At 71.1% G+C, this 22,368-nt stretch carries 21 protein-coding genes and 2 pseudogenes; 3 read left to right on the top strand and 20 right to left on the bottom strand.

Features of this window, described 5'->3' with window-relative positions; translation table 11 throughout:
• The coding region (locus AB0M11_RS14985; protein ID WP_365705257.1) for a fibronectin type III domain-containing protein at nt 1-437 on the bottom strand (437 nt) is incomplete at its 3' end.
• A 395-nt stretch (nt 438-832) separates the two neighbouring features.
• Between AB0M11_RS14985 and AB0M11_RS14980 the strand changes: the two genes are divergently transcribed.
• Nucleotides 833-1,519: a glycoside hydrolase family 75 protein gene (locus AB0M11_RS14980; protein WP_365705254.1), complete on the top strand. Its 687-nt coding sequence runs from the start codon at nt 833-835 to the stop codon at nt 1,517-1,519.
• 31 nt (nt 1,520-1,550) lie between these two features.
• On the opposite strand, the gene AB0M11_RS14975 is transcribed toward AB0M11_RS14980, so the two are convergent.
• Nucleotides 1,551-2,312: an SDR family NAD(P)-dependent oxidoreductase gene (locus AB0M11_RS14975; RefSeq protein WP_365705251.1), complete on the bottom strand. Its 762-nt coding sequence runs from the start codon at nt 2,310-2,312 to the stop codon at nt 1,551-1,553.
• Nucleotides 2,313-2,474: 162 nt separating this feature from the next.
• Here AB0M11_RS14975 and AB0M11_RS14970 point away from each other — a divergent pair, with 162 nt between their 5' ends.
• Entirely contained in the window at nt 2,475-3,110 is a 636-nt protein-coding gene (locus tag AB0M11_RS14970; protein ID WP_365705249.1) for a TetR family transcriptional regulator, read from the top strand.
• A gap of 77 nt (nt 3,111-3,187) precedes the next feature.
• Here the strand turns inward: AB0M11_RS14970 and AB0M11_RS14965 are convergent, their stop codons facing one another.
• From AB0M11_RS14965 to AB0M11_RS14925, 9 genes and pseudogenes are all read right to left on the bottom strand, one after another.
• Nucleotides 3,188-3,598: a PTS fructose transporter subunit IIA gene (locus AB0M11_RS14965; RefSeq protein ID WP_365705247.1), complete on the bottom strand. Its 411-nt coding sequence runs from the start codon at nt 3,596-3,598 to the stop codon at nt 3,188-3,190.
• Nucleotides 3,591-4,190, bottom strand: coding sequence for a dihydroxyacetone kinase subunit DhaL (dhaL, locus tag AB0M11_RS14960; protein ID WP_365705245.1), 600 nt, complete (start codon nt 4,188-4,190; stop codon nt 3,591-3,593). The genes AB0M11_RS14965 and dhaL overlap by 8 nt, the downstream gene beginning before the upstream one ends.
• Before the next feature lie 59 nt (nt 4,191-4,249).
• Nucleotides 4,250-5,242 carry a dihydroxyacetone kinase subunit DhaK gene (gene dhaK / locus AB0M11_RS14955; protein ID WP_365705243.1) on the bottom strand — a complete coding sequence of 331 codons (993 nt, stop codon included), beginning with the start codon at nt 5,240-5,242 and terminating at the stop codon, nt 4,250-4,252.
• 384 nt (nt 5,243-5,626) lie between these two features.
• A complete protein-coding gene (locus AB0M11_RS14950) occupies nt 5,627-5,782 on the bottom strand; it encodes a hypothetical protein (RefSeq protein WP_365705241.1) in 156 nt (51 codons plus the stop codon).
• 67 nt (nt 5,783-5,849) lie between these two features.
• Entirely contained in the window at nt 5,850-6,266 is a 417-nt protein-coding gene (locus AB0M11_RS14945; RefSeq protein WP_365705239.1) for an ester cyclase, read from the bottom strand.
• Nucleotides 6,267-6,417: 151 nt separating this feature from the next.
• Nucleotides 6,418-6,651, bottom strand: a pseudogene (locus AB0M11_RS14940) (alpha/beta hydrolase); the annotation flags it as partial.
• Between the two features lie 271 nt (nt 6,652-6,922).
• On the bottom strand, nt 6,923-7,378 hold the full coding sequence (locus AB0M11_RS14935; RefSeq protein WP_365705237.1) for a DUF6884 domain-containing protein: 456 nt from the start codon (nt 7,376-7,378) through the stop codon (nt 6,923-6,925).
• 349 nt (nt 7,379-7,727) lie between these two features.
• A complete protein-coding gene (locus tag AB0M11_RS14930; protein ID WP_365705235.1) occupies nt 7,728-9,119 on the bottom strand; it encodes an MFS transporter in 1,392 nt (463 codons plus the stop codon).
• Between the two features lie 1,142 nt (nt 9,120-10,261).
• Entirely contained in the window at nt 10,262-11,260 is a 999-nt protein-coding gene (locus AB0M11_RS14925) for a GlxA family transcriptional regulator (RefSeq protein WP_365705233.1), read from the bottom strand.
• 629 nt (nt 11,261-11,889) lie between these two features.
• On the opposite strand from AB0M11_RS14925, the gene AB0M11_RS14920 reads away from it, so the two are divergent.
• Nucleotides 11,890-12,303 carry a MarR family winged helix-turn-helix transcriptional regulator gene (locus AB0M11_RS14920; protein ID WP_365705231.1) on the top strand — a complete coding sequence of 138 codons (414 nt, stop codon included), beginning with the start codon at nt 11,890-11,892 and terminating at the stop codon, nt 12,301-12,303.
• A gap of 385 nt (nt 12,304-12,688) precedes the next feature.
• Here AB0M11_RS14920 and AB0M11_RS14915 read toward each other — a convergent pair whose 3' ends face one another.
• The 9 genes and pseudogenes from AB0M11_RS14915 to AB0M11_RS14875 all read right to left on the bottom strand — a co-directional run bounded on the left by AB0M11_RS14915 (nt 12,689) and on the right by AB0M11_RS14875 (nt 22,329).
• Nucleotides 12,689-13,807 carry a YbfB/YjiJ family MFS transporter gene (locus tag AB0M11_RS14915; RefSeq protein ID WP_365705259.1) on the bottom strand — a complete coding sequence of 373 codons (1,119 nt, stop codon included), beginning with the start codon at nt 13,805-13,807 and terminating at the stop codon, nt 12,689-12,691.
• A gap of 196 nt (nt 13,808-14,003) precedes the next feature.
• Nucleotides 14,004-14,306 (bottom strand): muconolactone Delta-isomerase family protein, encoded by a 303-nt coding sequence (locus AB0M11_RS14910; protein ID WP_365705229.1) that lies wholly within the window; start codon nt 14,304-14,306, stop codon nt 14,004-14,006.
• Between the two features lie 164 nt (nt 14,307-14,470).
• Nucleotides 14,471-15,388, bottom strand: a complete 918-nt coding sequence (locus tag AB0M11_RS14905; protein ID WP_365705227.1) for an ABC transporter substrate-binding protein — start codon at nt 15,386-15,388, stop codon at nt 14,471-14,473.
• A gap of 57 nt (nt 15,389-15,445) precedes the next feature.
• Entirely contained in the window at nt 15,446-16,201 is a 756-nt protein-coding gene (locus AB0M11_RS14900) for an SDR family oxidoreductase (RefSeq protein WP_365705225.1), read from the bottom strand.
• Nucleotides 16,198-16,824 carry a TetR/AcrR family transcriptional regulator gene (locus tag AB0M11_RS14895; RefSeq protein ID WP_365705223.1) on the bottom strand — a complete coding sequence of 209 codons (627 nt, stop codon included), beginning with the start codon at nt 16,822-16,824 and terminating at the stop codon, nt 16,198-16,200. Before AB0M11_RS14895 ends, AB0M11_RS14900 begins: the two co-directional genes overlap by 4 nt.
• 139 nt (nt 16,825-16,963) lie before the next feature.
• The gene (locus tag AB0M11_RS14890; protein WP_365705221.1) at nt 16,964-19,141 is read right to left on the bottom strand and encodes a SpoIIE family protein phosphatase; all 2,178 of its coding nucleotides are present in this window, start codon (nt 19,139-19,141) and stop codon (nt 16,964-16,966) included.
• Nucleotides 19,142-19,242: 101 nt separating this feature from the next.
• Nucleotides 19,243-19,436: pseudogene (locus tag AB0M11_RS14885) on the bottom strand (3-oxoadipyl-CoA thiolase); the annotation flags it as partial.
• 374 nt (nt 19,437-19,810) lie between these two features.
• Nucleotides 19,811-20,845, bottom strand: coding sequence for an NAD(P)H-binding protein (locus tag AB0M11_RS14880; protein ID WP_365705219.1), 1,035 nt, complete (start codon nt 20,843-20,845; stop codon nt 19,811-19,813).
• Nucleotides 20,846-20,949: 104 nt separating this feature from the next.
• Complete coding sequence (locus AB0M11_RS14875; RefSeq protein WP_365705217.1) at nt 20,950-22,329, bottom strand: carboxypeptidase regulatory-like domain-containing protein; 1,380 nt, start codon at nt 22,327-22,329, stop codon at nt 20,950-20,952.
• Between the last annotated feature and the right edge of the window lie 39 nt (nt 22,330-22,368).

The following is a 22,368-nucleotide window of genomic DNA, read 5'->3' as shown; positions in this document are numbered from 1 at the left end:
GACCGCCCCCCGGCACGGCTCCCCCCGGCCCGCCCGGCCGGCCGGGCGGGCCGGCTCGGCGCCGAGCGGTCTGCCGCGGTCATCGCCGGGGTGGCCGCCCGCACCGCACGGCTGCGCGGCCCGAGGCTGCCATCCCCGCCCCGGGCCCGCACGGTGAACACGTACACCGTGGACGGCGTGAGCCTGGTGACATCCACCATGTGCTGGGAGCCGGGTACTTCCTCGGCCTTCGTAGTGCCCCGATACACCTCGTAGGCGCGGATCCCGGCACCGGCCGGCAGCGCGTTCCACATGACGTGCACGCTGGTGGCGCTCCCGGCCGCCGCGGTCACGCCCGTCGGCGCCCCGGGCAGCCGCCCGCTGTCGCCCTCGGCGGGCCCGCCCCGGCCGCAGGCCGCCACCAGCAGCAGGGCGCAGACGACGGCGACTCGGCGCACGGTTCGGCCTCCCCGGGACGGCAGCACGGCAATGGTCCGGACCAACCCGGACCCACTATGTCCTGCCCGGGATGCGGACAACAAGTGGGCCGTGTTGGAGACGACGGGGAGGAGTTACGTATGCTGAGGGAACTGCGGCCGAACTTCCCCGGAGACCAGGGCAGTTCGCGCCTGTGGCGCGGAACGCTGTCGTCGCTGATCCCGCGCCGGCACGGGCGGCCGGGGCAGTCTGGGCTGACACCTGCTCAGCGCCCCGGCCCTCGGCGCCCTCTCACGAAGTGTCAGTTTCGTTGCTCCGAACGGCCCTGTACGGCCTTCACCTGCTGGCCCGGCCGCCCCACCAGCACCAGATTGTTCCGGTGACTCCATGTCCCCCACGAAAAGGGTCCCTCATCGTGCGTGTCCAGTCGCTGACGCTGGCCGCGGCCGGCGCCGCCCTGCTCGCCCCGGCCACCCTGCCCGCCCCCGCGGTCTCGTACGCGGCCACCGGCGCCCGGCACCGGATCACCGCCACCGACCTGCTGGCCCGGGTGCGGGACTGCGTCCAGGTCTCCAAGGGCCGCTACCGCTCCGACGCCGGCGCCGCCGCCACCGTCCCCGTGTGCGGCACCTCGCAGGCCGTCTTCTGGAAGGCGGACCTCGACGTCGACTGCGACGGCCGGCCCACCGCCCACTGCAACCGCCGCGCGGACCCGGCGTTCTCCGCCGCCACCGCGTACCAGGACTCCGGCGGCCGCCAGCTCGACGCCGAGGAACTGCCCTACGTCGTCGTCCCCGGACCCAGCGGCCGCTGGAACCACTGGGCGTCCGGCGTGCGGGGCGGCGCGGTCGCCGCGGTGATCTACCAGGACCGGGTGCAGTACGCCGTCGTCGGTGACACCGGGCCGCGCGACATCATCGGCGAGGCCTCCTACGCCACCGCGAAGGCGCTGGGCATGAACCCCGACCCGCGGACCGGCGGGGTGCCCTCCGGTGTCACCTACATCGTCTTCAAGGACTCCGTGGTCGATCCCATCGAGGACCGCGCGGAGGCGGAGGCGGAAGGGGAGCGGCTGGCGGAGCAGTTCGCCGAGGACGGCTGACCGCGGTCCCCGGGCCCCGGCTCGGTGCAGGTCAGACGGCCGCCCAGCCGTTGTCCACCGGCAGGATCGCGCCGTTGATGTTGCTCGCCGCGTCCGAGGCCAGGAACACGATCGCGGCCGCCTGCTCCTCGGGTTCGGAGACCTGGCCGACGTTGCCGAAGTACGGGCCCAGCGCGGCCGGCCCGTGCGCGCCGTCCTCCAGGTCGACCTGGATGCCGGTCCGGGTGCCGCCGGGTGCGATCGCGTTGGCCCGGATGCCCTGGTTGCGGTACATCACCGCCAGGTTCTTGGTCAGGCCGACGATGCCGTGCTTCGAGGCCGTGTAGGCGGCGCCCGCCGCGCTGCCGCGCAGGCCGGCCTCGGAGGCGGTGTTGACGATGGCGCCGCGGCCCGCCGCCAGCATGTGCGGCAGCACCGCCCGGGTGAGCAGGAACGGCGCGGTGAGGTTGACCCGTATGACCCGCTCCCACTCCGCGTCGCTGACGTCCGCGAGCGCCGACATCCGGTCCATGATCCCGGCGTTGTTCACCAGGACGTCCACCCCGCCGAACCGCTCCACCGCGGTCGCCGTCACCCGGTCCACCACGGACTGCTCGCCGAGGTCGCCGGTGACGGCCACGGCCGTACCGCCTGCCTTCTCGATCTCCTCCACCGTCGCGGCCGCGCCCTCGGCGTTCAGGTCGGCGACCAGGACCCGGGCGCCCTCCCTGGCGAAGGCGAGGGCCGCGGCGCGCCCGATCCCCGACCCCGCGCCGGTGACGATGACGCCCCGCCCGTCGAGTCCGCTGGTCATGTGGTGCTCCCCTCAGGTGGTACGCGGGCGCCTCCCGCGCCCGCTGCGGTCACACCCTACGACTTAGTGTCTTCCAGTGACATAAAACCGGGCCGGATTTTCCACCACCTCGGCTCCTCGGGGAGAATCCCGGTGCGACAGCCACCGGCACCGGAGGGACAGATGACCCCAGGGGGACGCACGGGACGCCCGCCGCTGACCGAGGAGCGCAAAGCCGAGATCAGGCTGGAGATCGCCCGCGCAGCGGTGGACCTGTTCGTCACCCAGGGGGTGGCCGCGACCACGGGCGAGCAGATCGGGCAGGCGGTCGGGGTCTCGGCGCGCACGGTGTGGCGATACTTCCCGAGCAAGGAGGCCTGCGTACGGCCGCTGTTCGCGGCCGGCATCGAGGCCGTCGCCGACTGCCTGCGCGCCTGGCGCCCCGGCCAGCCGCTGGAGGAGGCCTTCGAGGACGCCGTGCCGACGGACAGCCGACTGGTGGCGGGCCCGGACCGCGTCACCATGGGCGCCCTGGTCCGGCTGACCCGCGGTGAGCCGGGCCTGCGGGCGGAGTGGCTGCAGTCCTACGACGAGGCCGAGCCGGCGTTCGCCCGCGCCCTCGCCGAACGCTGCGGGCTGCCCGCCGACGACCTGCGGCCCACGATCCAGGCGGCCATGCTCAACGCGGCCCTGCGCGCCGCCGTCGAGCACTACGCCTGGCGGGTCGCCGACGAGGCCACGGCCCCCGCCACGGCGGAGGCCGAGCTCACGGCGACCATGCGGTCGGCCCTCGCGGTGGCGGCGGAGGGGCTCACCTAGGGAACCGGGGCTCGCGGCGCCTGGACCTTGCGGCGCCCGGACCTCGCGGGCCCGGACCTGTGGCCCCAGGGGAAACCTCAGGCCTTGCGGTAGGTGTACGCCTCGGCGGCGGCCGCCTCCACCGCGTCCAGGTCGGCCCCGGTGACGGCCGTGACGACCGCGGCCACCGCGCCCTCGACGAACGGGGCGTCCACCAGCCGGGTGCCGTCCGGGAGCTCGTCGCCCTCGGCGAGCAGCGCCTTCACGGTGAGCACCGCGCTGCCCAGGTCGGTGAGGACGGCGACCCCCGCGCCCCGGTCCACGGACGCGGCGGCGGCGGCGATCAGCTCGGCGCTGGTGCCGAGCCCGCCGCCCTCGGTGCCGCCCGCCGGGGCGACCGGCACCGTCGTGGCACCGCCCGCCAGCCCCTTGGCCAGCTCCGCGACGGACTCCGCGACCTGCGCGCTGTGCGACACCAGCACGATCCCGACCAGCTTGTTCTCACTCACCGGCCGCCTCCGCGAGCGCCGCGACGAGCAGCGCCGACGAGGTGGCGCCCGGGTCCTGGTGGCCGATGCTGCGCTCGCCGAGATAGCTCGCCCGGCCCTTGCGGGCCTGCAACGGGATCGTCGCCTCGGCGCCCTGCTCGGCGGCGGTCCGTGCCGCGCCGAAACCGTCGCCGAGCGCGTCGACGGCCGGCACCAGGGCGTCGATCATCGTCTTGTCCCCGGGCGCGGCCCCGCCGAGCGCCATGACCTTGTCCACCCCGGCCCGCAGCGCCTCGGCGAGCTGGGCCTCACCCACCTCGGCCGCGTCACCGAGCGCCTTGCCCGTGCTGCGCAGCAGCGTGCCGTACAGCGGTCCGGAGGCGCCGCCGACCGTGGAGATCAGCTGGCGCCCGGCGAGCGTCAGCACGGCACCCGGAGTCGCGGGCGCGTCCTTCTCCAGCGCGGCCACCACGGCCTTGAACCCGCGCTGGAGGTTGCTGCCGTGGTCGGCGTCCCCGATGGGGGAGTCGAGGGCGGTGAGCCGCTCCGCCTCACGGTCGACGGAGGCGGCGGCCACCGCCATCCAGCGGCGGAAGAAGTCGGCGTCGAGCACTGGATCTCCTTGCGTTGCGGTGCGGTGCGGTGCGGACGCGGGTCGGTGCTGTCTCTCGCTCACATGCCCCAGCGCAGCGCCGGTGTCTTCACCGGTGCGTCCCACAGCCGCAGCAGCTCCTCGTCGATCTGGCAGAGCGTGACCGAGGCACCGGCCATGTCCAGGGAGGTCACGTAGTTGCCGACCAGTGTGCGGGCCACGCTCACACCGCGCTCGGCGAGCACCCGCTGGACCTCGGCGTTGAACCCGTACAGCTCGAGGAGGGGGGTCGCGCCCATGCCGTTGACCAGGACGAGGACCGGGTTGCGCGGCGGCATGTCCTCCAGGACGGCGTTGACGGCGAAGTCGGCGATCTCGCCGGAGGTCATCATGGCCCGCCGCTCCCGGCCCGGCTCGCCGTGGATGCCGATGCCCAACTCAAGCTCCCCGGGCGGCAGATCGAAGGTCGGGGTGCCCTTGGCCGGGGTGGTGCAGGCGCTCAGCGCGACACCGAAGCTGCGGGAGTTCGCGTTCACCCGGCGCCCGACGGCCTCCACCCGCTCCAGCGGCTGGCCCTCGGCGGCGGCCGCCCCGGCGATCTTCTCGACGAACAGGGTGGCGCCGGTGCCGCGCCGGCCCGCGGTGTAGAGGCTGTCGGTGACGGCCACGTCGTCGTTGACGAGGACCTTCGCGACCTGGATGCCCTCGTCCTCGGCGAGTTCGGCGGCCATGTCGAAGTTGAGCACGTCCCCGGTGTAGTTCTTCACGACGAACAGCACTCCGGCCCCGCTGTCCACGGCCGCCGCGGCCCGCGCCATCTGGTCCGGGACGGGGGACGTGAAAACCTCGCCCGGACAGGCGGCCGACAGCATCCCCGGACCCACGAAACCGCCGTGCAGCGGCTCATGCCCGGAACCGCCGCCGGAGATCAGCGCGACCTGCCCGGCGACGGGGGCGTCACGCCGGACGATCACCCGGTTCTCCACGTCCACGGTGAGATCGGGATGAGCCGCCGCCATACCCCGCAGCGCATCCGCCACCACGGTCTCCGGAACGTTGATGAGCATCTTCACGGGTTTCCTCCTGGCAATGCTAGCGGATGGGCCTCTGACATGAGTCCTTGCTGGTCAGGACGCGTAAAGCCGACTTACGATCTTGGCGGTTCATGGCGGCTGGAAGCGGGTCTTGGCGGCCCTGATGCTGACTCGATGCTGCCTTTTCTGAGGGGATGTCAGGTGTCCGTTGATGATCGGTGGCGGCGCGGTCAAAATCCTGCTGTGGGCAGTATCGACCTTGCAGCGGCGAAGGTCACGCCGAGTGGAGCGGATGGCCCGCGAATGAACTTCTGAGGCCGTCGGCCGGTCGCAGCTCGGGGTCGGCACTGCGAGTGATCTTGAGGCGGATGGTTTGCTGTGAGGGCCCGGTCGGTGCTCACGGTGAGGGAGGTGCCGGGTGGCTCAGGGCGGACGGTCACCGCTCCCGTCGAAGGCGAGCAGGCGCAGGAGCAGCCGTGTCGGCCGCGACGGATTGCGGGCGACCCCGTCCAGCACGGATGCGTGGAACGCCATCATCACCAGGTGACCCGGCGGACCGCGCACCTGACCGTTTGCCATCCGGAACGGCGGCCGATCGCGTGCGAGCTGGTTGTTCCCGGGACCGTCGGAGATCCCGCTCCCGGGGTCACAACTCGGTGAGGCCGAGTTGGCGCAGCATGCCGAGTTCGTCGCTGCTGCCCCAGCGTTCGACGAGCTTTCCGTCGCTGTCGAAGCGGCTGATCTGCATGCCCCGGTAGCTGGCCTTCCTGCCGCTGGCGGGCCGTCCCATCAGCGGCCCCAGATGCGTTCCGGTGATCGTGTAGGCAAAGGCCAGCTCGTCGTCGGTGGCCACCAGATGCTCCACCGCGACGTGCAGGTCGGGAAAGGCTGCCCGGAGATCGGCGAACATGGCCTTGTACCCTCCGGGCCCCGGCAGCTGCCCTGGTGCTGGATCATGGTCGATCGAGTCGGGTGCGACGATCTCGTCGAGGGCCGCGAGGTCGCCGGTGATGACCGCCTCCGCGAAAGCGGTCTGTGCGGCGATGTTCGTTTGCTGGGACATGGGCATTCCTCCGGGCTCGCGCCTGCCAGTGGTCTGGCGTCGGCCGCGTGAACGCGGGAAGACCGGTAAACGACACCTGGTCGGTCAGCCGCGTACGAGAGAGCGGGTCCCCTGCGACATGCTGGGACCGGTCCGCCGGCACGCCTTCCCGTGCTTTGGCCACACGCCCCGAGCCGTGCCGGCCGATGTTGCACGTCACTTCTCCGCCGCCCGTCGAGTGACTGACCAGGACGGCGTCCTGGAGGTCAAGCTTCTCCAGGACCGATTTCAGGTCGTCGGCATGCGTGTCCAGGTCGTTGCCCATCCACGGCTGGTCGGACCGTCCGCCTCCACGTCGGTCGTGGGCCACGGCCCGGAAACCGTTGTCCGCCATCAGCTTCAGCTGTGTGAGGGCAGCCGTTTCGTACAGTCTTTTCCTCACGCTACTCGGGGCGCCCCACATCAGCACGCCAGGACGACCGCCGGATCATCGGCTCTCTCGGTTGTCGGGAAGTCCGCGACCTGCTGTGGGACAGGGCCGACACCGTGATTCGGCTTGACGAGCCAGAACGCGTCATCACCCCCAGGATATCGGCCGCGGAAGGCTTGGCTGGGAGGGCCACATGGAGGCGTTGCCAGACGCCGGCCTCATGCCACTCGACCCAGTACCCCACAGCTCATGTCAGAGGCATTCCCCGTCCCTCGCGCAATGCTGCAAGCCGGGCCATTTGCTCACCCATACCGCGGGCTCCGGCCAACGGCGTGTGAACGTGCGGCCAGACCGAGCGCACGAGGCTGATGTGCCGTGCACCGCCGAGGGCCACCACCGGGTCAAGGCCCACGATGTCCCGCACGGTTGCCTGTTCCAGAAGGACCTGGCTCGTCACCGCCTCGGCCGCGCCATGAGGTGTGTCGTACGGCTCGACGACGTCGTCGAGGTCGAGGAGCCCGTGGCGTGCGGAGAGAATGAGCAGCAGGTCAGGTTGGAGTGCGTCGGCGGCCTTGCGGCATGCCCGGTGGTAGGAGCCTACGTACATGTCCGCGGAGCGCGCGGGCGAGCCCAGTTTGCGGCTGCCGCACGGGATGACGACGAGTCGCGGCTTGAAGTAGTCGAGATGGTCGTTTGTGGTCATGTCCGGGGTCCTGCCTGTGCTGTGAGGTGAGCAGTACTGGTCGTGTGCGCGCCCGGCGTGTTCTGGTGGAGACCCGCCTGCCGGGCGGTCGAGCCGGGGGACGGCTGTGGCGCAGCGGAGTTCGGGAAGAACACGGTCATGCCGGAAGACCGGCCTGGGACGTCCACGCGAGGGGCAGGGGAGGCGGCCGGTGGAAGCTCAGACCCGGCAATGCCGCCGTCGCACGAACAGCTGGTGCACACTCGGCCTCTTCGAGCAGGCCCACTACGTCCCCTGACGCGCAGTGGCAGCACCGTTCCGTCAGGCCCGCCGCGGCCGCGGGCTCTCGTCCTTCGCCGCCGACGGCACGTCAGACCACACGCTCCTTGGCGTTGGTCCTCACGGTCGGAGTCTCGGCTGGTGTCGGGTGGATTCCGGCGAAGCCGAGAAACGCACCGAAGGCCGTCATGCCGGCGGCGATGGTGAAGCTGAAGGCGTAACCGTGCGCGGCGGCGGTCAGCTGGTCGGCGCCCGCACGCCGCAGCACGGCGGCGTGGCCGGTGCCCAGTGAGACCAGGGCAGCCAGACCGATGGCGCTGCCGATCTGCATGGACGCATTGTTCATGCTGGTGGCGATGCCCGCGTCCTCACCGGTGGCGCCGTCCACCCCGGCGACTGTGGATCCGACGAGGACGAGGCCGCCTCCCAGCGGCACGAGGATCAGTCCGGGCAGTACGTCGGCCACATAGGTGCCGTGGCTGCCCAGGCCGGCAAGGAGGACGTAGCCGACCGTGGTGACCGCAAGCCCGCCTCCGTTCAGGGCCCGCAGACCGAACCGGGGAAGGAGGCGTGGTGCCATCACGGTGGCGCTGAAGAGAATGACCAACCCGAACGGTACAAAGGCGAATCCGGTCGCCAGCGCGGAAAAGTGCAGTATGCGCTGGACATACAGGCTCAGTGAGAAGAAAAGGGTGGCGAACCCGACGTAGTAGCAGATGCGCACGATGTTGGCGATGGCCCGGTTGCGTGAGCGCAGGAATGCGAGGGGTACCAGGGGCTGGGCCACGTGAGCCTCCACCAGCACGAAGCCGATCAGGCAGAGCACACCGATCCCGACGCAACCCAGGACGGGGAACGAGAACCATACGTGACTGTCCTTCTCCAGAAGGCCGAACACGACCAGGAGCAGACCTAGGGTGACTGTGACTGCGCCGAGGACGTCAGGCCGACCGCGCTTGGTGGCCCGGCTTTCGGAGACGAGCCTGAAAGTGGCGAAAAACGCGAACGCGGCGATGGGCAGATTGATGAAGAATATCCAACGCCAGGATGCAATGGTGGTCAGGATGCCCGAGAGCACGACTCCCAGGGCTACCCCGACTCCGGCCAGGCCGCTCCAGATGGCCATGGCCCGTGCCCTTTCCTGCCGTTGTGCGAACAGCAGCGTCACCAGGGACAGGGCTGCCGGGCTGACGAGTGCCGCCCCGACGCCCTGTACGAAACGGCCGGCGATCAGTACACCGGCTTGTTGAGCCAGTCCGGCGCCCACCGACGCCAGCGCGAAGATCGCCAAGCCGGTCAGGAAGAGGCGTCTGCGGCCGAGCAGATCACCCAGGCGTCCGCCAAGCATCAGCAGCCCACCGTAGGTGACGGTGTAGCCGTTGACGACCCATGCCAGGCCCGTGGTGGTGAAGCCGAGATCGTGCTGGACGGGGGGAAGCGCGACATTGACCACGGTCACATCGAGGAGCAGCATCACCTGCACGAGGCAGATGATCCCGAGCGCGCGCCACCTGCGCGGATCCGGTTCGGGAGTGGGACTGATCGGAGTCATCACTGATCGCCTTCCATACGGTCGGCCGCCGCCGTCCCCGCGACCGCCGTCTCAGGAGGAGAGGCAGCGAGCGGGCGGCCCAACGGACATTTCCTGAGGTGTTCAACTCGCAGGTGCCAGGTGTGCGTGGCCGCGGATCAGGACAGCGAAGGCGCACATCCGGTCTTCGCCCTGGGTTCGTCGCAGACCCCGGCACCGGTACCTGAGCGAGGCTGAAAACACCTCCGGGTGCCGCTGCCTGCGGGGAGCGGCGCCGGCACTCGTGATGTTCCAGCCCGGTGGGAGGGTCGCCCTTCGCCCGCCTCCGTCGGCGGGACCCCGGGTGCGCCCGGTACACGCTGACGCTCGACTCGTCCAGCGTCCAGAAGCGCCGGGGGTACAAAGCAGCAGAACCGCCGGCCCCCGCCCGCGGCCCTCGGCCGACCCGCGCGGAGGAGACGCCCCCGACGGGTTCCGCGAGGAACAACTCCGCCGCCGCGTCGCATGCTGACTGCCCGTCATGATGCAGATCGGCGACGTCCGACGCTCGCACGAGGTCGGCCAGGCCGCGCGCCAGATCACGCGCGCCCGTACCCCAGGCCCCCGGCGTTCTTGCGCGACGTCTGCTCCTTCCAGACGGCGCTCAGGCACCGATGCACCGCGTTCGTCCGGGCGACCTCGTACGCCTCCACCTCGTTGATGCGGCACCGCCGTCACGCCGCACTGCGAGGCGAGACCGCGAGAGCCCCGAGGAGTTCGGGAGCCACCTCGATCGCGAGACAACGCGGCGGGCATCCGGCCGACCGGCGTTTCACCCTCTTGCGCGTCACCGGCCACGCGCGTGTATGGGTGAGCGAATGTGTGACCAGCTAAGACGATGCGCGCCTTCGTACTCGGCGAGCGTCATGGAATTCGCCGACCAGCAGGCTGTACACGAGACGTGGCAGTGCTTCGCCGTTCCTTTCGGCGCGACGGCGTTGCGGGCCGCGCTCGCCGAGCCGGTGCCGCGGACAGACTGTGGAGGAGGCCGGACCGGCCTCGTCCGGCACGGCCGGCCTGTCGGATTTCGGCGATTGTCCGTGCTCGCCGGATCATCAGGGCTCAGGCGCCCTGCCGTCGACTCCGGTGTGCGTGGTGCGGAAGCGTGCCCGGTAGGCTCCCGGCGTGATGCCGAGGTTGCGGGTGAAGGCCCGACGCAGGGACTCCGGTGACCCGAAGCCGGTGCGCCGGGCCACGGTGGCCATGGGGTCGTCGCTGTCTTCCAGCATCGCCTGGGCGGCCTCCATGCGGACCTGTTCGACGTAGCGGGCCGGGGTTGTGTGCATCTCGTCGTGGAACAGGCGTGTCATGTGGCGGGTGCTCACACCTGCCCGGCGCGCCATGGCGGCAAGGGTGTGCGGGGCGGACGGGTCCTCGGCGACCGCGTCCAGGACCCGGCGCAGCATCTCCTGTCTCGCGCGCGGGGTGTGGGTGCGGACGCTGAACTGGGACTGGCCGCCCGGCCGCTGCATGAACACGACCATGTCCTTGGCCACCGCGCGGGCGACGTCGGCGCCGAGGTGCTCCTCGACCAGGGCGAGCGAGAGATCGATGCCCGAGGTGACGCCTGCGGAGGTCATGATGTGGCCGTCGCGTACGAAGAGGGCGTCCGCTTCCACGGTCACCTTCGGGTAGCGCAGGGCGAGTTGGTCGGCGAAGCGCCAGTGCGTTGTCGCCTTGCGTCCGTCGAGCAGTCCGGCCGCGGCGAGGAGGAAGGCGCCGGTGCAGATGGACGCCGTGCGGCAGCCGCGTGCGTCGAGTTCTCTCATGGCGTCCAGCAGTGCGTCGTCCTTGATGAGGGAGGGCCACTCCGGGCCGCCGGGGATGACGACCACATCGCTGGGCGCCTGTACCTGCGCGGCAGCGAGGTCGACGCGCAGTCCGGTGCCGGCTGCGGTGACCACGTCGGCGCCGTCCGGGGAGACCGTGCGTACGCGGTAACGGCCGCCGAATTCGTTGGCTGTCGTGAACACCTCGATCGGTCCGGTGACGTCGAGCAGCCGTACGCCGGGGAAGACGAGCACGGTCACCAGGAGCGGCTTCCTGTCCTTCATCGTGCGCCTCCCGGACGGACTGGGGCCCCCACCGGAGGACACCATCATCCGCCCGGCGATGCTCTGCCGCTCCCGTGCCGATCGTCGTCCGCGTCCCTGCGGCATGCCACTGCCTTCCGTGATGTGGAACGAGGCCTCGGGTTTCGACGCCTCGCCCGTGTTCAGCGGTCGCTCGCCGTCTTGTCATGGCCACAGGTATGGCCACAACACGCTCGGACAAGGACATCGGGGCATCGGACCAGCACCCGGCAACGGGCCTGCAATTCTTTCCTCTGCGAAGCCTTGGGATGGCGGACGCGGCTACGGCGGTCGTCCGCCCGTGTGTCAGGTGTCGAGGACTTCGCGACCTTGCGGAGACCGACCCGTTCGACCGCGTCGCACTGACGACACCAGTGACGCCGGGAGTGCGGAGACGGATGGCCGGGCGCGCGCCACGACGGTCTCAGATCAGGACGGACGGGTGAAGGCCTGCTGCCTGCCGCTGCCGCGTGTTCGGAGTGCGGGCGGGTGACGCTGTCCTGATCCGAGGGCTTCGTGTCCGTCCGGCCCGGGATCGGCGTCGTACGGAACCTGGTTGTGATGCAGTGGCCACGGGCTTGCGGCCGGAGAACCGATCCCTGGGAAGGAATATGACCGACTATGATGTGCCGGACGCGCGGTGGCAGTTTCCAGGGGTCCTGCGAACCTTGGGTCTTGTGCACGGTGCGTTGCGGGTGCGGCACGGACTGTCGCTCCATGACTACCTCATTCTCGGCGCGCTCGCCCAGGCCGCGAGCGGATCTTTGCCCGTTGCCGAGCTGGCGGCGTTCCTCCAGGAATCCGGGGACCGGATGTCTTACCTCCTCCGGGGTCTGCAGGCGGCCGGACTGATCGATCGCCGTCGTCGTGCCGGAGACCGCAGGACGGTCGAGGCCACCCTGACCGACGCAGGACGCTCCAGGTTCGCCGCCGCCGAGACGACCGCACAGGCGCTGATACGCCAGCACCTCGGTCCGGGACTGGACACCCAGGAGCCGTCCGGCCGATCGTGTGACGTCACTTGATCTGCTCGTTTTCCACGCCAACGGCTGTGGTCGGCGGACCCCGCCTGGGCGCGGCTTCTGCGGCGACTCCAGCCCGTGGCCTACAGAGGGCGAGATCGACTGCGACGTCCTTGATCAGCGTTTCCCATTCCGGGCCCCGGGATCAGCAGGACGTCGCATGGCTCCCGTACATCACGACCTCCGTACCCCTCGGACGCGATCGCACCTGACACCGCCCAGCTGATGTTCGCCAGCTGTACCACAACACGGACCGGCTCAGCCCCCTGCGGCCCAACTGGCTGGCCCTCCTCGGCGGGCGGCCGACTCAGAAGGCCGTGGCCGGCGTCTGAGGCCCGATCTTCGCCCGCGCGACTGCTCCGGGCGGTGCGGCGGCCAACCGGTCGCCTCAGGCGTCGTCGTCCGGCACCGGGCAGACGACCGGCATCGCGTGGGGGAAGCCGACGCGGAGCACGGCGGCGGCGACCGCGCCGGCCGCGACCACCGCCGAGGCCAGGATCAGAGCCTGGTGGTAGCCGTGGTGGAGCAAGGGGGTGACGGCCAGCGGGCCGAGGACCTGGCCGACCGAGTAGCCGGCGGTCAGCAGCGCGACCGACCGCGGGAACCGCAGATCAGCGCCCGCGGCAAGGGTGAGGGTGCTGATGCCGATGAACGTCGCGCCGAACAGGATCGCGGCGACCAGCGCGGCCGGCACCCCGCCGACGACGGCGGGCAGGGCGATGCCGACGGCCTGGATGACCAGCGCGGTGAGCAGCAGGCCGGGGCGGGACCAGCGATGCCCGAACCATGCCCACAGCGCCGAGGACGGCACGGCGGCCAGTCCGGCCAGCACCCAGGCGCCACTCCCGACCCAGCCCGGGGAGCCTTGTCCGATCGCGGCGACGAGGAAGGTGCCGGCGACGATGTACCCGATGCCCTCCAGCGTGTAGCTGACGAACAGAGCACTGAACCAGCGGTGTACCTGTGTCCTGGGATGCGAGCCCGCCCCGCCGCCGGAGGGTGCGGGCGTGTCCTCCGGACGCAAGGTCCAGCAGGCGACGGTCATGAGCGCGCAGAGCGCGGCCGAGGCCCACCAGGCGGCGCGCCAGTCGCCGAACGCGCGCAGGAAGAGGACGACCAGACCGGACAGCGCGATCCCGGCGCCGACGCCTCCGAAAGCCCAACCGGTCAGGTGGGCGGGGTGCTGCCTGAGGTGGCCGAGGAGGGAGCTGACCGCGATGACGAAGATCAGGGCGCTGGTGATCCCGGCGAGCAGCCGGAGCGCAAGCCACGCGCCGGTGCTGTGGACGGTGGGCATCCCCGCCAGAGTGGCGGTCAGTACCACCAGGGAGACGCGAAGGAGCAGGCGGGAGCGGACCAGTGCCGGGACGAGGATGCCCGCCAGCGCGCCCATCAGATAGCCGACATAGTTGGCGGTGGCCAGGTTCGCACCGGCACTCGCGGACAGCCCTGCCTGCGCGTGCATCAGCGGCAGGATCGGCGTGTAGACGAAGCGGCCGACGCCCATGCCTGCCGCCAGTGCCGCGGCGGCCCGGGCCGCGTGGCAGCGCGGCGATTGCAGCGTGCGGTGCGGACGAACGGACGACAGGCCCGGGACCGGCGAACTCATGTCGATATCCCTCTGACGCGGTGCAGATCTTGGTTGATGAAGGCCTCGGTGCCGCAGCCAGGGGTGACGGTGACGGCCCCTGCACAGGTGCCGGTCACTGCGCCGCGCCGACCGTGCCCGGGTCGTTGGGGTGGGGCACCAGTGCGGTGACGGTGAAGGTCATCCAGGACCGGAGCGGCAGTGTGCCGAGTATCTTCTCGTGCAGCTCGGCTTCGTCGGCGGCCCGCCGGATGCCGATGCTGCGCAGCTCGCCGACCGGACGCCACAGCCGGTACAGATGACCGGAAGCGGCCAGTTCCGCCGCGCGGACGGCCTCGGCGGCTCGGCGGCGCCCGACCTCGTCCGCACCGACGCCCTCGAGGACGGTGGTGGTGATCTGCACCAGGAACTCTGGCATCTCCTCGCTCCTCTCGGATCCACGCCGGAGTCACTGGATCCGCGCCGTAGGGCCGTTCGGTGCCCCGTCCTCGCCTTCCTGCCTCCATCCTGGCCCTGCCACCAGGGACGTTGCCACGACCGGCTCCCTCCTGGCTGATAGGTGCCACCTCCCAGCGCGGGTAGCTACGACTCGACTCCTGATGCCTGGGCTGTGGCCGCTGATGCCTGGGCTGTGGCCGCGGTGCGGCAGAACTCGGCCGCGGTGACGGTGGCAGGGACGCCGAGTTCGGCGGCGACCGCGGTGATCGCCTTCTCGCCGACAGCGAGGTCGGCCTGGCCGTCCGTGGTGAAATACGGCGCGATGAACGTGTCGTAGTGGGCTCGGGCCTCTTCCGCGGTCTGTCCGCCGAGGAACGTCTGCATGTGGCGCACCGTGGTGTCGGGGTCGTCGTGGATCACCTGAAGGGCGCGCCGGTGGGCTCGTACGACGGCCTGGACCGCAGGATCGTCCGGTGAGATGTAGGTGGGGTCGACGGCCACGCCCACGGTGGGGATCTGGAAGTGGTCGCCCACCCAGGCCAGCACCTGCCAGCCGTGCTCGGCGGCCACCGCCTCCGGTGCCATGGTGCTGCCGACGTAGGCGGCATCGATGCTGCCGTCGTTGAGCCGGCGCAGATCCATGCCGTAGTCGCCGGGCGAGCGGACGATGGTCTTCACGTCACGGTCCGGGTCAAGGCCGGCCCTTCGCAGCACGATGCGGGCGAACGCGCCGGGCGGGGTGTGCGGGCCGTGGACCGCCAGCCGTCGCCCGGCCAGGTCGGCCAGGGAGGCCAGGCCGGGGCGGCCCAGGAACCAGAACAGCGGGCGGTGGGTGTTGACGCTGAGGGCGACCCACGGGGTGCCGTCGGTCAGTCGTGACAGCAGTGCCCGGCCGAGCCCGATGGTGGCGCAGCGGCGCAGCCGTGCCACGTCCCAGTTGCAGCCGTCGCGCAGCGCGACGTGGACCCCCTCCTCGGCGTAGTAGTCCTGCTGGTCGGCGATGTAGGCGGCCAGTTCCTCGTGCAGGCCTCGTCCGACGTAGGCCAGGTCGATCGTGTACATGGAGTCTTTCCTTGATCGTTTAAGGGTTCGGCCGTGTGTGCGGAGGTCGGCGGGGCGTCAGTACATGGCCATGCCGCCGTTGACAGCGGCCGTGGTACCGGTCATGAAGGAGTTGTCCTCGGCGGCGTAGAAGGCGACCGCCTGGGCCACATCGGCCGGCTGGGCCAGACGGCCCAGGGGGGTGGCGGCCACCTGCCGCTTCCTCGCCGCCTCGTCGAGCACGGCGTCGGCGGTGCGGGACTCCACCGGGCCGGGCGAGACGACGTTGACCGTGATCTCCTGCGGGCCGAGTTCCTGGGCGAGGTACCGGGCGAACTGCTCGAGCGCGGCCTTGGAAACGCCCAGGGCGATCATGCCCGCCCGAGGCAGGCGGCTGAGTCCGGTGCCGATGTAGATGAGGCGTCCCCACCCTCGTTCTGTCATCGTGGGCAGTACGGCTTTGGTGACCGCGAACGCCGCGTGCATCTCGGCGTCGATCTTGCCGCCCAGCTCTTCCCACGTCATGTCCTGGAACGGCTTGACCGCATACGGGATGAGCGCGTTGTGCACGAGCACGTCGATGCCGCCCCAAGCTGCCTGGACCTGCCCGACCATGCTCACGACGGCCGCTTCCTCGCGCACGTCGGCCTGCACGGCCATGGCCTGCCCGCCCGCGGCCTCGATGTCGGTCACGACCTCCTCGGCCGCCTTGGTGTTGCGGAGGTAGTTGGCCGCCACGCGCATTCCTCGCTCGGCCAGAAGTCGCGCCGTGGCCGCCCCGATTCCGCTGCTGGCCCCCGTCACCAATGCCACCCTGCCGGTCGTCCCGGTCATGGGCCAACCTCCTGCTCGTCGTCGCGGGCCGTCGGGATGACCGCCCGGGGTGGTTCGTCGTCGTTGCCCTGGCCGGTCGGGCGGATCGCCCCGTACAGCACGGTGTCGACGGCCGCCCGCAGCAGATCGGCCGCGGTCCAGTCCAGATCGCGCGGCAACTCCGACACGAGCAGCCGCTCCAACGCGCCGCGGGTGATCTCGCTCAGCAGTTCGGGCGGCGCCGGCAGCAAGCCCTGCTGGTGTCCCTCCTGGAACAGGTCGTCCAGCCGCTGGTAGACCACCGCGTCGACACGCTGCTCCACGTACCGGCGCAGCATCGTGTCGCCCCGCCCGGTCGCGAGCTGAGGCGCGCCGATCCGCCCGAGCTCGCTGCCCGCCGCGATCAGGAACCGCTGCACCCGCACACCGAACGGTTGCCCTTCCGCGTCCTCGGTCGCCGCCGCCAGCGTGCGCTCCACCGCGGCGAACTGGCGGTCCAGCACCGCGGCCAGCAAGTTGCGCTTGTCCGGGAAATGGCGGTAGATCGTCTTCTTGCTCATCCCGAGCTCACGAGCGAGATCGTCCATGTTCACCCGCGCGAAACCGGACCCGAAGAAGAGCCGGCCGGCCGCCTCCACGATCACGTCCGCACGCCGCTCGTCACGGGCGGAAACTTGAGAAACCGGATTAGTTTCCATGGTTTCCAGCGTTGCCCTCGGTCTCTTCGCTGTCAAGGTGTGCCGTACGTCCCAAGTGCCTGCCGGTGAGGTCTGGCCGGGGTCGCTACCCGGCGGTGGCGAGCCCGATGAGCAGCAGGGCGATGTCGTCCGTCCGCGGCGCGGTCTGCCGTGCGTGGTCGATCAGGGTCGTGGCGAGCCGGTCCATGGGCTGGGTCGAGGCGCGGGCGAGTTGGGTGGCGAGCCCGGACATGGCGTCGTCCATGTCGACCCCGGGAGTCTCGACGAGACCGTCGGTGTACAGGGCGAGGACGGTGCCGGGGGGCAGGGGGATCTCGGTGGGGGGATAGTCCGCGTCGGGGTCGATGCCGAGCAGCACGCCGGGTCGGAGCGGAAGGACCTCGGCGTGGCCGTCCGGCTGACGCAGAACGGGCGGGGGATGGCCGGCGGTGGCGAGTACCGCTCGGTGGTGTGCGAGGTCGAGGTGGGCGTAGAGGCAGCTGACGAAGCGGCCCGGGGCCATGGCGACCAGCTGGCGGTTGGCCTGCGCGAGGGCTTGGGACGGCGTGGCCCCCGAGGCGGCGTGGGAGCGCATGGCGGGGCGGACCCGTCCCATGAGCGCGGCGGCGGTGACGTTGTGGCCCTGGACGTCTCCTATGACCGCGGCGGCGGTGGTGTCGTCGACCCGGACCAGGTCGTAGAAGTCGCCGCCGATGTCCATGCCGCGGACGCTGGGCAGATAGCGGGCCGCCACATCCAGTCCGGGAAGGTCGGGCAGCAAGTCGGGGAGCAGGGCCGCCTGCAAGGTCTTGGCGAGTTCGTTGCTGGTGTCGTACAGGCGGGCCCGTTCCAGCGCCTGTGCGATCAGTCCCGCGAGCGCGATGAAGACGACGCGCTGCTGGTCGGGAAAGGGGTGGGGCCGGTCGAAGGCGAACACGCACGAGCCCACCGGACGCCCGGAGGCGATCAGCGGCAGAAACGCCCAGGCATGCAGACCCTTCTGGTGCGGGGCGGGCGGGTAGGCCCGGGACAGCTCGTCGAAGGAGGCGAAGAAGCTGGGCACGCCGGTGGCGAGGACCCGGACCGCGGGTGCCGGGTGGGTCAGCGGCACGCCGTCGAAGTGTTCGAGCAACCAGGGGTTGTAGCCGCTGCGGCCGATGACTCGCATTCTGCCGTCCTCGGCCGCGAGCAGGGCGACGGTCCGGGCTCCGAACGCCGGCAGCATCTCCTCGGTGACCAGATCGACCACGTCTGAGACGCCCACGGCTTCCGACAGGGCGGCTGCCAGGTGCAGCACCCGGTAGACCTCGCCCAAGGGGATCGGCTCGCCCCGGAACGTCTCCGTCCTGGTGGGCCCCGGTTGCGAGTCGCCGCCCGGACCGGTCGGCGATATGCGGACGCTCACCCCCGAGCCGTCGGGATAGAACTCGAACGCGAGCCACTGGTCCGGCGGGTGCATGGCGGTGTAGTAGCCGGGCTTCCGGCTGACCACGGTGGCGCGGAAGTGGTCCTCGAAGGCCGGGTCGGTGTACCAGGGCAAGGACTGCCAGGGACGCGTGCCGATCAGATCGTCGGGGCTGCTCGCGCCCAGTAGGCCGGCGGCGGTGGCGCTGACGTAGGTGAACCTGCCCTGGAGGTCGAGGGAACAACTGCCCCAGGGCAGTCGCTCGACGAGGTCGGCCGCGGCGAGTGCCTCGGCCGGCCCCCGCTTGCCGGCGGGCGGCTGCATCAGGGTGCGGGGTGCGGGCCCCGGGCTGATGGCGTGGCCGGTGCCGGCGGCGTCGCGCAGGAACCGGGCCAGACGCCGACCGGCGGCACGGACCCGTTCCGGGCTCGGGCCGTCGGTACTGGTGGCGCGGGCGCCGGGCCAGAACAGCAGCAGTGCGCCCCAGACCGTGGTTCCGGTGAGGAGCGGTGCCGCGACCACCGCATGGTGGTAGGGCAGGGCGATCGCCGTGCGGGGATAGCGACGGGCGAGGTCCTCCGGGCCGCCGAGCCAGACGAGCCGCCGCTCGCGCACCGCATCGGTCACGGGAAAGCGGCTCGACAGCGGGACCCCGAACCAGGGAGCGAGATACTCCGCCGGCATGCCTGCGGCCACCTCCAGCCGCAGGGTCTGGCCGTCGGACGCCAGCAGGAAGACCGCTCCCGCGTGCACGCCGGTGTCGCGCACGGCGAGCTCCAGCAGCCGGTCCAGCTCGGCCCGGCGCAGTGACCCGGCGGTGGGTGAAGGGGAGCGGGGCCCGTGGGGCTGCGCCGCGCCGCCTTCCCGCATGGCGCACATAGCAGTACCGTACGTCCGCACCCGCCGACCCCGCGCGGAGGCCGCTGCCGATTCCCGTCTCGGACGCTGTGCCCCACGACGGTCTGCTCGCCCCGTTCGTGTCAGCGTTCGACGACGGGGGCGAGGCCCTCGCCCACGCCGACGCAGAGGCGGCGCCCGTGCCGGAGCCCCGGCGGGCGAGCCGGCGGGCGACGGCGCCTGCGAGGCGGGCGCCGGAGGCGCCGAGGGGGTGGCCGAGCGCGACGTCGGCGCCCTGCGGGGCGAGGATCGCCGGGGCGAACTCCGGCCATCGGGCGCCCGTTGTCCCCCGCGGATTACGTTGACCCTCGCCATTCCGGCATCGAAGGTCTTGGTTCCAAGCAGACGGCGGATCCGGGGAATTCTGGTGAAGACATTCGTGCACCAGGCACAGACCACCAGGGTGGTCTTCGGCAGCGGCACGCGCAGCCGAATCCCTGAAGAGGCCGATGGCCTCGGATGCCGTCGGGTGCTCGTCCTGTGCACACCTGGTCAAGCGGACCAGGATCGGAAATGGGCGAGAAGCATCGCACGATCGAGTGTTTGGGCGGCCTAATCGACTGACCTCACCCGGGCGACTGGATATGGGCGCACATCAAACGCAGCCCGGAACCGATCGAGCACTCTCGACGGTGCCCTGACGATCCACGGTCAGTAGCTTCGCTTCGGCCTCGACTCAGCGGTACCGCGGGCGGTGTTCGGCGCGGGCCACCAGGCTGCGTTCGAGATCGGAGTGGCCGCTGTGCCGGTGAGCCGAGGAACCACGTCGGTGACCACGGAAACCTCGCCCCTCTCGATCGCCTGATACCACGAGATCCAGGTCTCGATCTGTTCCCCGCTCATGCCCAGTCGCCATCGCCGTGCGAAGGCTTCCTCGAGGGTCTCGGGTTCGTAGCGGTAGGGCCGACCGGTGGCTGCGGCGATCCCGGTGACAGCTTCGTCGAGAGTCAGGGCCTCGGGCCCGGTGATCTCCAGGGTCAGGCCGTCGTGCTCGGAGCGGGGACCGTCCTCGATGGCGACGGCCGTGATCACATCGGCGATGTCCTCGTGGGTGACGAAGGCGGCCCGGCCCGTCGGCGCAGGGCCGCTCACGACAAGTTCCTTGTCGGCAAGGGCGGCAGGCGTCGCCGCGTAGAAGCCCGCCCGGAGCACTGTGTGGCGGATCCCGGTCCCTGCCAGGAACTGTTCGGTCAGCCACTGGTCGCGGGCGTTGAGGTAGGTGGCGGTGGGCGCCGCGCTGACGAGGGACACATACAGGACCCGCCCCACGCCGACCGCGATCGCGGCCTCGACCGCGCTGGCGTGTTCTTCCAGCCGGCGACCCGTACGGTGTCCGGAGACCAGGATGAGGGTCGACGCCCCCTCGAGCGCCCTGCGCATGTCTGCGGCATCGGCGTAGGCGGCCGGACCGCGTCGCTGGGCGCCCGGCAGTTCGGGCGTCCTGTCGGGACTGCGTCCGACGAGGAGTTGCGGGACGCCGTGGCCGGCGAGTCGGGCCGCGATCCGGCTGCCGAGCGCACCGGTCACCCCGGTGACAGCCACCGTGGCGTGATTCCTGTCGGGCATGTGTCTCCCTTCAGCCCGGGCCGCTGCCGATCCCGGCGTTCTTGCTTTCCGCTTGAGTCCAGCAAAGAGAGCGATGGTTTCGGCCGCATCCTCCAGCCGTGCGATGGCACCGGGGGCCACCGCCACACGGTGCGGCGGCTTCCCGGGAAACCAAGATCGTCGCGGTGTGAGTCGAGCAGGGCGCATCGACCTCGTCGGCCCCGGCCGGCGCCGTCCGTGTGGTCTCAGGATCCGTGTCTCGCGGGTCCGATGTCGAGAAGGTGCGCGTCCGTGCGGACTGCCGTGCCGTTGCGCCGGTCGCGCAGGGTGAAGTCGGCCCGGACGGCCACACCGGACTGCAGCAGCTTCTGGTGGACCAGGGGGTCTCGGCCGGGGTGCGAGACGACCACGCTGATGTATCCCTCGGGCAGTCCGGTCACGGCGTATTCGCCGCGCGCGTTCGTCGTGGTCCGCACCAACTGCCGGCCGCCGGTGTCCATGACGGTCACCGCGGCATGGCGGACGGGCTGCTGTTCGCCGTCGTGGACGGTGCCCTCCAGCATCGGCAACGGCTCGCCGAAGCGGTGGGGGTGGACCGGTAGCGCGGTGGGTGCGGGTGTCTCCAGGGAGGGGTCCTCCACCGGCGGTTCGGGAGTGTCCTGCGTCTCGTCCTGCGCTCCCCGTCGTACGGCCGTGCGGTGGTGATGCCAGGCGTCGAGGCCCAGCAGCGCCGTACCCGCGGCGATCCACCCGCACAGGACGAGGACCTGCTTCAGCACCCCGGCGCCGTCGAAGTACAGCACTCCTCTCAGGGCGTCGACCGCGTTGCCCAGCGGCATGACGGCGTGCACGGCCTGGAAGAACCCCGGCAGCAGCTGGACGGGGACCAGGCCGCTGGAGGGAACGCTCAGCACGACGAACAGGCCCAGACCCGCCAGTGGGAAGAAGTGTTTGACGAAGGGCGCCATGCCGAGGGAGAACGTGGCCACGGCCGTGGTGAGCAGGAAGGCGATCGCCAGGGCCCTGGGATCGTCGGGGAAGAAGTCCAGTCCCGCGCCGACGAGGAAACCCACGGCGCTGAAGAGGCCGGCGCCGCCCGCGATCGTGATCAGCTTCTTGCGCCGGTTGAAGGTCACCGCCCGCAGCAGGGTCGTGGCGAGTATGTAGCCGGGGACGTTCCAGGCGATCCCGAAGTAGACCAGGGTCGTACCGGACCCGTCCTTGCTGACCGTGGGGGCCAGGTCCGTGATGGTGAGCGTCTGGTGGTTGTGCGCCCCGAGCTGGGTGAAGCCCTTGGTCAGCGCCTGCTCCAGGGCCGCGCCGTTGGCCTTGGCCACGTACAGCACGGCATGTCTGCCCTTGGCGGCGAAGCCTGCCACGGCGTCCCGGTCCAGCACCGCCCGGCGGGCTGCTCGGGCGTCTGGGACGGCGGTGACGTCGAACCCGCCGGGACGCTGCCCCTGCAGGGCGGTGTCGACGGTGCGTTCCACCGCGGGACCGGCGATCACGAGCTTGGCGTGGTGGGGCTGGGGCTGGTGAAAGGCCATGGGGAAGCTGAACAGCAGGCCGAGGAAGAGCACTGCCGGGATGGTGAGGGTCTCGACGAGGATTCTGGCCACGGACATGTCGTGGGGCCGCTCGATCCGGTGTTTCACAGAGCCCCC

Source organism: Streptomyces sp. NPDC051987 (genome assembly GCF_040680735.1).
Taxonomy (GTDB): Bacteria; Actinomycetota; Actinomycetes; order Streptomycetales; family Streptomycetaceae; genus Streptomyces.
Note: the sequence above shows the minus strand (reverse complement) of the source record. Positions and strands in the feature narration are given on the sequence as shown.